The sequence below is a fragment of the Deinococcota bacterium genome (assembly GCA_030858465.1).
Taxonomy (GTDB): Bacteria; Deinococcota; Deinococci; order Deinococcales; family Trueperaceae; genus JALZLY01.
This window is the reverse complement of sequence record JALZLY010000090.1, coordinates 1-7318: the sequence shown is the minus strand read 5'-3', so window position 1 is coordinate 7318 and position 7318 is coordinate 1. Positions and strand designations below refer to the sequence as shown.

Here is a 7318-nt window from a genome sequence, read left to right as displayed (position 1 = left end):
GCTATGCCCCCAAAAGCCTCTTCAAGCGCGGCTTCGAGCTCTTGCGGGCGGCTATCACCGCTGCTCCTAACGAGGCTAAGTACCCGCTGGAACTATGTCTGAAAGTTTTGTCCCCGTAGTCAGGCTTGCGCCACAAGAAGTGATGCCACATCATGTGCGCCTTTTGCAACGAGAACACCGTGATGTTGTCGGGATGGTTGTCGCTCTTGTCGCCGTTGACGTGATGCACTACTTCGGTAGGGGAGAGGTCGGGAGTTCAGAAAAGAAACCCATCGGTTGGATTCCTGCGAGGATTAACCTTGGGCTGACGTGCGCACGAGCGTGCAGTCCAGTGCTCCGGTTGCAGAAACGCACAGACCCCGGCAGTCAGTCATCCGCACTGCGGAGTAATCTTTAATGAACCCGCATTGTCCCTCACGTAAGGGCATTCATCAGAGCCTGCCTTAGAGTATCCTCGAGTATGCTGAGAAGCCTCTTCAAGCGCGTGCTGCTCAAGCGAAATGGCGTTGCGTTGGGCCTGTGGGGAGAGCCTGGCATCGGCAAGAGCCATACTGCAAAACACTTTCTTGAAGCACTGCCATGCCAGAGCCTCAGCCTGCACGCCACAGTGCCGCTCGTGACGCTGGTGCAGCACTTGCCAAAAGCCAAAAAGTTGGCGAGCTGGGCCGAACGGACACTGTCCCGGCTGAAGACCGGTGAAGCAGTTGAAGCCCCAAAGGTGCTCGAGGCTATCGCCGCGGCTCTGGCTAGTCTTGCTCCCTTCGTCATGCACTTTGAGGATATTCACGAAGTTGACGAGGAAAGGCACGAGTTCATCCGCGTCCTAGCGCAAATGATTCAGCGGAGTAGAGGCGTGGGCTTACTTGTCACCAGCCGAACCGAGCCTCCAGACCCGTTCGAGCGGATCCGCCTTGAGCCACTGACTCGCCAGGAGGCCGAGCGCCTGCTCGAGCGGGCGGCAGCTTCCCATTTGCCCGAGGAAGCCACCGGATGGATCACCAGCAGGGCGGCAGGCAACCCCCTCTATACCCTTGAGTTCTTTCGCTTTCTCAGTCGCCAAGGGTACTTGTGGAGCGACGGGAAACGGTGGCACTGGCGGAGGCCCAAGCTTGTCCTTATGCCTCCGACGGTCGAAGCGCTGATTGAACTGAGCCTTGCCGAGGTGAGGCGAGATGAGCGGCTCGAGGCCACCCTGCAGGCGGGGGCATTGTTGCCGCGAGACACGAGCGACACCTTGTGGCAAGGCGTAGCCGAGCTTTCCGAGCCGGAACTGGTGGCAGCGAAGCTCGAACTCGAGAGACGAGGGGTGTTCTCCAAGGGCAATTTTGTCCATCCGCTCTACCGTGAGATCGCGCTCAAGCAGGTACCTCAAGCCAAACGCAGTGCTTTGGCACGGCAGGCTCTGGCCTTGTTGCACGACGATCCCATTCGAGCAGCTGGGTTTATTGGCGCTGCTTCCCTCGACCGCACCACGGCGCTCACGCTGCTCAGTCGTGCTGCCAAAGCTGCCCAAGAAGGTGGCAATGCGGTTTTAGCGGGGCGCCTGATGGCCGAGGCGAGCGAGCATGCGGTGGGTGAAGAGAAAGGACGATTGGCCCTGGAGGCTGCCAAGGTGCTTGATGGGATTGACTACGGATTGATGCTCGAGCTCGCTGCCAAAGCGAGTGCGCACCTCTCCGACCCGACGGAGGCTCTTTATCTGCAAGCCACTGCGCTCGCTGTGAGGGGCGACCATGAAGGCATGCAAGGGCTGCTTCGCCGACTGCCCCCCGCGGCGAAGCAGGGTGTGGTGTGGCTGCAGCGTTATATCAAGCTCTTGCACCAAAGTGCGAGGCACGAAGAGGTGATCCAGGTCTGGGAGGCCGACCCCAACCGCGAGCAGTGTGATGGCAAGACCATCTACCATGTCGGCTGGGCCTACATGCACCAGGGGAACCTGCATGCTGCCGCTGACCTCGTTGCGCTGTGGCTGGCCAAACCCCAGGCAACGGAGGACGATCGGGGGTCATTGGGGGAACTCCAGGCGGCTATAGCCTTCTATGGGGGTCGGTTTGAAGACGCTGACACTATTTACAGCGAGGTTCTGTCTCGCTTCCGACAGGATACTTCGGTGCCTCTTGAGTCTGTAGCCAACGTCTTACGCAACCGCTCATTGACGCGCTTGCAGCAGGGCCATTACTGGGAGAGCCTGCCCGATTTACAGGAAACACTCGACATCTACGCCAGTGTGGGCAACAGCATTCACTACGCGCAAACCCTTGTCATGATGAGCTATGTGTTGGTGGAGCTGGGCGAGTACGAGCGCACCGAGGACATTCTGCTCGAGGCTCTCGAGATCTTCAGGCGCACCGAGCCGCAACCGTGGCTCGTCAACACACTCGTTCAACTGAGCATTTTATACCTTGAGTGGTCAGCTCAAATCCATCCAATTCTGGCGCTGAAGTACGCGCAGGATGCCCTTCATGTCGCTCAAGCGCTACATCAGGAGATCGCTATCATTATCGCTCTCCCTGCCCTGTCCTGTGCGAAAACAGCGGTGGGTCAGGCTGCGGAGGGTTTAGCTCTGGCTGATGGGGCCTTAGAACGTGCAGGGCAGATGGGGTTTGCGGAAGCTGTGGTCGAAATCACCTTCGCCAAGGGGAGCGCGTTGAAGGCACTTGGTCGGGTCCGTGAAGCCAGAGATGCCCTGGTCACGGCCCATCAGCTTGCTGAGAAGTACGGGCTAGCCTTGCAAGCAAACAGGTATGGTCTTGAACTGGCTTATTTGGACGGGGATGTGGAGAGTGCCAGAAGGCGGCTGGAGTGGTTTGAGAAGCGCGGCTTGCTTCAAAGTGTAGCGATTGCCAAACGGTACTTTCCGGAGCTTGGGACGCAAACTAAGCAGGCCGGTCCGGCACCTAGTGATGCCCCGGATTTAGACGTGCTGGGGGCGATGCGCCTTCGCCAGGGGGGGCAGGAGATACCGGTGCGCGGGCGCAAACGTCAAGAGATCCTGGCCCTGCTGCTCGAAGCTCGGATGGCTGGGCGACCCGAAGTGAGTCGGCTCGAGCTGGTTGATGCACTTTATCCGGGCGGTGACGAAGCAAGAGCCCTGAACAGCCTCAAACAACTCGTCAGCAACCTCCGCGCCGACTTGGGTGAGAGCGCCGTCAAAACAACCTCAGCGGGGTACGCGCTTGGCCAGCTGCGGTCGGACGCGGAACGTTTTCTCGAAACGGGTGACACATCGCTGTGGCGCGGGTGTTACCACGTTGGACTCTCACTCAGGGAAAGCGTTCGGGAGTCCCTCTACCTTGCGTTGGCAGCCAGAGCCAAGGCCTTGCTTGCAAGCGACACCAAAGAAGCCGCCCGCGTTACCAGTATCCTGCTGGAGGCCAATCCCTACAGCCCCGCTTACCTGCAGCTCAGGCTATTGGCGCTGCGTGAAGTTAAGCAGTACCGGACCTTGCGCAGTGTCTACAACGAAGCTAAAAGACGCTTTGCCGAGGTGGGCGAAACCTTTCCAGAAGCGTGGACAGCGTTCCTGAGCAGCCAGTCTCACTCTTTGCCGTAGCGGAGCAGGCTGTCCTGGCAGGACTCTGGTCCAGCAGGGATCGGGTAGTGGCATAAATCCCGGTAAATCCTGACCGAAAGCTAACCAGGCCCCATCCATCATGGCTTTGAAAGGAGAAGCCATGAAGTCCACTTCTCGTCGAATGTTCACAGGATGGGTCGTTGCTCTCGTCCTTGGTTTGAGTACCTGCGTGGGAGCGCAAGGCGCTCCCGCCGTTACAGCTCCCTGGGCACTGGGCGAGCAGCCCAACTTCAGCGGCACCCTTATCGACTGGACCAAGGGCGACGCGATCGCATCAGGTGATGGCGCGATATTCGCCACCACGTATCCGGATAGCGATTCGGAGGAAGGCGTCGGCGTCGGCTTCGGCCACGTCAGTGCGGACGGTAGCTATACGTTTGGCCTGCAAAGGATCGACGCGTCGGCCCCATGGCTTGTGCTACCCGTTTTTGCGGATTGCGCGGGAATCATCGCGTCGAATGCCCAGCAGAAGGTTGCCTCAGTCACCTCCATCGAAATTCCTGGCCTGTACGAGGAGGGCGTACATGCCCGTCCAGGTGGCGCAATCCATATCAGCTCATATCCGTTCACCCTGTCACCCGAAAGGGAAAGGTACATCTTTGCCTACGCAAACGCCGATGGCACCGTCAAGGGCTCGTGTGACGCCGGCGAAGGATTCGGTCTTTCTTACGACCTCGACTTGCGCAAGGACTGGAACTCGCTGCGGCTCAACGAGAGCATGAGCGGGATTGGTATCGTAACTGCGGCCATTCCCGAGGATGCCTATTGGTACTTCGTCAATCCTCTGACGGTCCCTGCGGACTGAGCCTCATGTCACCTCATGCGCGACAGACAGCTAAGCGCAAGGCAGAGCCCAAGGATGAGACGCACAGCTTTCACCTGTGCCCCCTCTGCGGACGAGCGACGCCGGCCTCGGCCAAAGAGCGTTTCTGCCTCAATGATGGCACCAAACTGCTGCGCGCTTGTCCACAGTGCGGCGCGGCGGTCCTTTCGCCCTACAGCCACTTTTGCGCTCAGTGCGGTCACGGCTTTGCCGCGGGGACGCTGGCTCCATCAGGAACCCGTCCCGAGATAGCCGAGAAGGAGTCGTCATGAAACACGCGTGGACACTCAGCCTCATCCTGCTGCTCGCCGCCTGCAACACCGCGAGCACACCCGCGCCGGTGATCCAGGGTTTTAGTGCTGTGCCCGACACGCTGCCTGCGGGCGGTGGCGAGGTCACCCTGAGCTGGACGGTCGAGGGGGCGACGTCGCTGGCGATCGACAACGGCGTCGGCGCGGTGACGGGAACGTCTATAACCGTGACGGTGACGGTCAGCACCACCTTTACCCTCACCGCAAGCAACGCCAGCGGCACAGCCACGAAGGCGACCACTGTCACCGTCCTCCCGCCTGCCAGCCTAGCCATCGACCCCCCTGCGCGGGGGGTGGTGGCGGGCGGTCCCGGCGTCCTCTTCACCGCCAACATCGTGGGCGCGCAAGGAACGGTGACGTGGACGCTGTCGGGTCCCGGTAGCGTCGCGCCTGAGAGCGGCCCGAGCACAACCTACACTCCGCCGGCCAGCGTGGACGCGTCGGAGACTGCCACCTTGACGGCGGCCTTGGCGGACCCCGCGCTCAGCGCCGAGGTGACGATTACCGTCAACCCGGCGGGCACGGCCATCGACACTACCCCGCCGATCGTGAGCCTCTCGAGCAGCCGCAGCGAGATCACGGCGCCCGGTGCGATCACGCTGAGCGCCAGCGCCAGCGACGACGTGGGCGTGAGCAAGGTTGTCTTCTTCGAGGGTACTACCAGGTTGGGTGAGGATGACAGCGCGCCCTACAGCTTCGAACGCCGCTTCGGCGCGGCCGACACCGGCACCTTCGGTTTCACCGCCGTCGCCTTCGACGCGGTGGGCAACAGTGGCTCGAGCCAAGCCGTCACCGTCGCCGTCAGCTCTGGAGCGCCGGGCGGCGGCCCCCCGCCAGGTGGACGGCCCGTGGTCATCCCCCCCACCACCAAGGTAGCCGATAGCGCCACGCAAGACGCGCTCGGCGCCTTCGACCCGGATAGCGGCACCATGCGCTTCACAGAGAACACGCTCCAGCTCCAGAGCCTGCGTCCCGATGACGTGCTGGTGGGCGAGCCGTCGGAAGCCGCGCCTTACGGCTACCTGCGCAAGGTCAAAACCATCCGCCGGGAGGGCGCCGGGGTGGTGCTCGAGACCAGCCAAGCCAACCTCACCGATGCGGTGCATCAGGGCGACCTGGACGCCGCGCAAGACCTGAAAGCCTCCGACCTGGAGTCCGCTACCGCCCTGGTGGAGGGGCTTAGCGTCGGCCTCGCGCCGCAAGATGCCATCGACATCGGGGACGGCTACAACTTCAAGCTCGAGTTCGACGAGACGGTGCTGGACATTGCCGAGGGGGATGTCAAGGTCAAGGTGCGGGTGGACGGCGTGCTGTACTTCAACGCGGGCTACAACATCGGTATCGGCATTGACAACATCAATCCTCGTGAGGGGCGCCTGACACCCGAAGTGGACCGTTTCGAGGCTTGGATCGGCTTCGACCAGGCCTCAATCCTTCATGTTTCGGGCGAGGCCAACGCCAAAATCACTAAGGAGAAGAAGGTCGCTGAGTACCGCTTCGAAACGAAGTGCTTTTTGATCGGGCCAGTTCCTGTCTGCGTCACTCCGACGGTGTACGCGTTTGTTGGCGCCAGCGGTGAAGTCAACCTCAGCTTTGACTACCGCGCGACCCAAACCGCTGCTGCCAGAGTCGGGGCTAAATGGACGGACGACAGGGGCTGGGAGGACATCAAACCCACCCCGAGCTTCAATACGACCTTCGATCAGCAATTTACCGTCAACGCCGCACTCAACGCCAAAGCCTATACCAAGACAGAGGGTGCGCTGATGTTCTACAACGCCGCTGGTCCTACCATCGGCGTGAAGTCGGGGATCGAACTCGACGCCGCCATTCCACGCAATCCCTTTTGGATATTGCGGGGCAACCTCGACGCCTACTACGGTTTCATCGTCGACCTTCCGGTGATCGGGCGGGTCGCCGAAAGTAATGGAACCCTTTACAGCCTCAGTAAAGAGTTTGGACGTTCGCCCAACGCCCCGCCAAAGTTCAGCAACGTCAAGTCCGATGTGATACAAGCCAGCATAGGTGTGCCCATCATCCTCGGGCCGCGCGCCGGCTTCAGCGGCTACTTTGACGTCATAGACCCTGAGGGCGAGCCGATCACACTCAGCGCGACCTCCGATCGCGATGGTGCGATTCCCTTGAACGTCACCTTCCGCAGTGGGGGCCTGCGCACAGTAACGGTGACGGCTAAAGACAAAGCGGGAGCCAGCGCAAGCATCACCCTCAAGGTAAATGTAGGTAACTCGCTGCCCATAGTGGACATCTCCGTCGCCACCGATTCCATACCCGCGACCGTGGATTACTTCGTTACGGCGCGCGCCTATGATCCCGAGTCATCGGGTTACCTCGGTTGTGACAGGCTGGTCTGGAGCGTTAGCGCACCCGACACGGTGACACCTCAACCCAAGAATGGTTCCTGCGACGCGGTGGTTGTCTTTGCCAATGAGGGGACGCGCACGCTCACTGTCACCGCAACCGACCCGCACGGCGGCAAAACCAGCAAGACGCTCACCGTATTCGTTAGCAAGGTCCCAGAGAATCGTCCGCCTGTGATCGATGGGGATTCCTTCTCCGTTCTGGCATTGAAGGGTCCGAGAGATCCATTTG

General features: G+C 60.8%; 3 protein-coding genes. All 3 read left to right on the top strand.

The features are described from left to right. Positions 1-460: 460 nt before the first annotated feature. Positions 461-3553, top strand: coding sequence for a hypothetical protein (locus M3498_04340; protein MDQ3458527.1), 3093 nt, complete (start codon positions 461-463; stop codon positions 3551-3553). Positions 3554-3674: 121 nt separating this feature from the next. Next, complete coding sequence (locus M3498_04335; GenBank protein ID MDQ3458526.1) at positions 3675-4379, top strand: hypothetical protein; 705 nt, start codon at positions 3675-3677, stop codon at positions 4377-4379. Positions 4380-4665: 286 nt separating this feature from the next. Next, on the top strand, positions 4666-7318 hold a 2653-nt coding region (locus tag M3498_04330; protein MDQ3458525.1), incomplete at its 3' end, for an Ig-like domain-containing protein.

What these genes read in the sequence shown, in the direction of transcription:
- M3498_04340 (MDQ3458527.1), top strand. Translation starts at nt 461, where the DNA reads ATGCTGAGAAGCCTCTTCAAGCGCGTGCTGCTCAAGCGAAATGGCGTT.
- M3498_04335 (MDQ3458526.1), top strand. Translation starts at nt 3,675, where the DNA reads ATGAAGTCCACTTCTCGTCGAATGTTCACAGGATGGGTCGTTGCTCTC.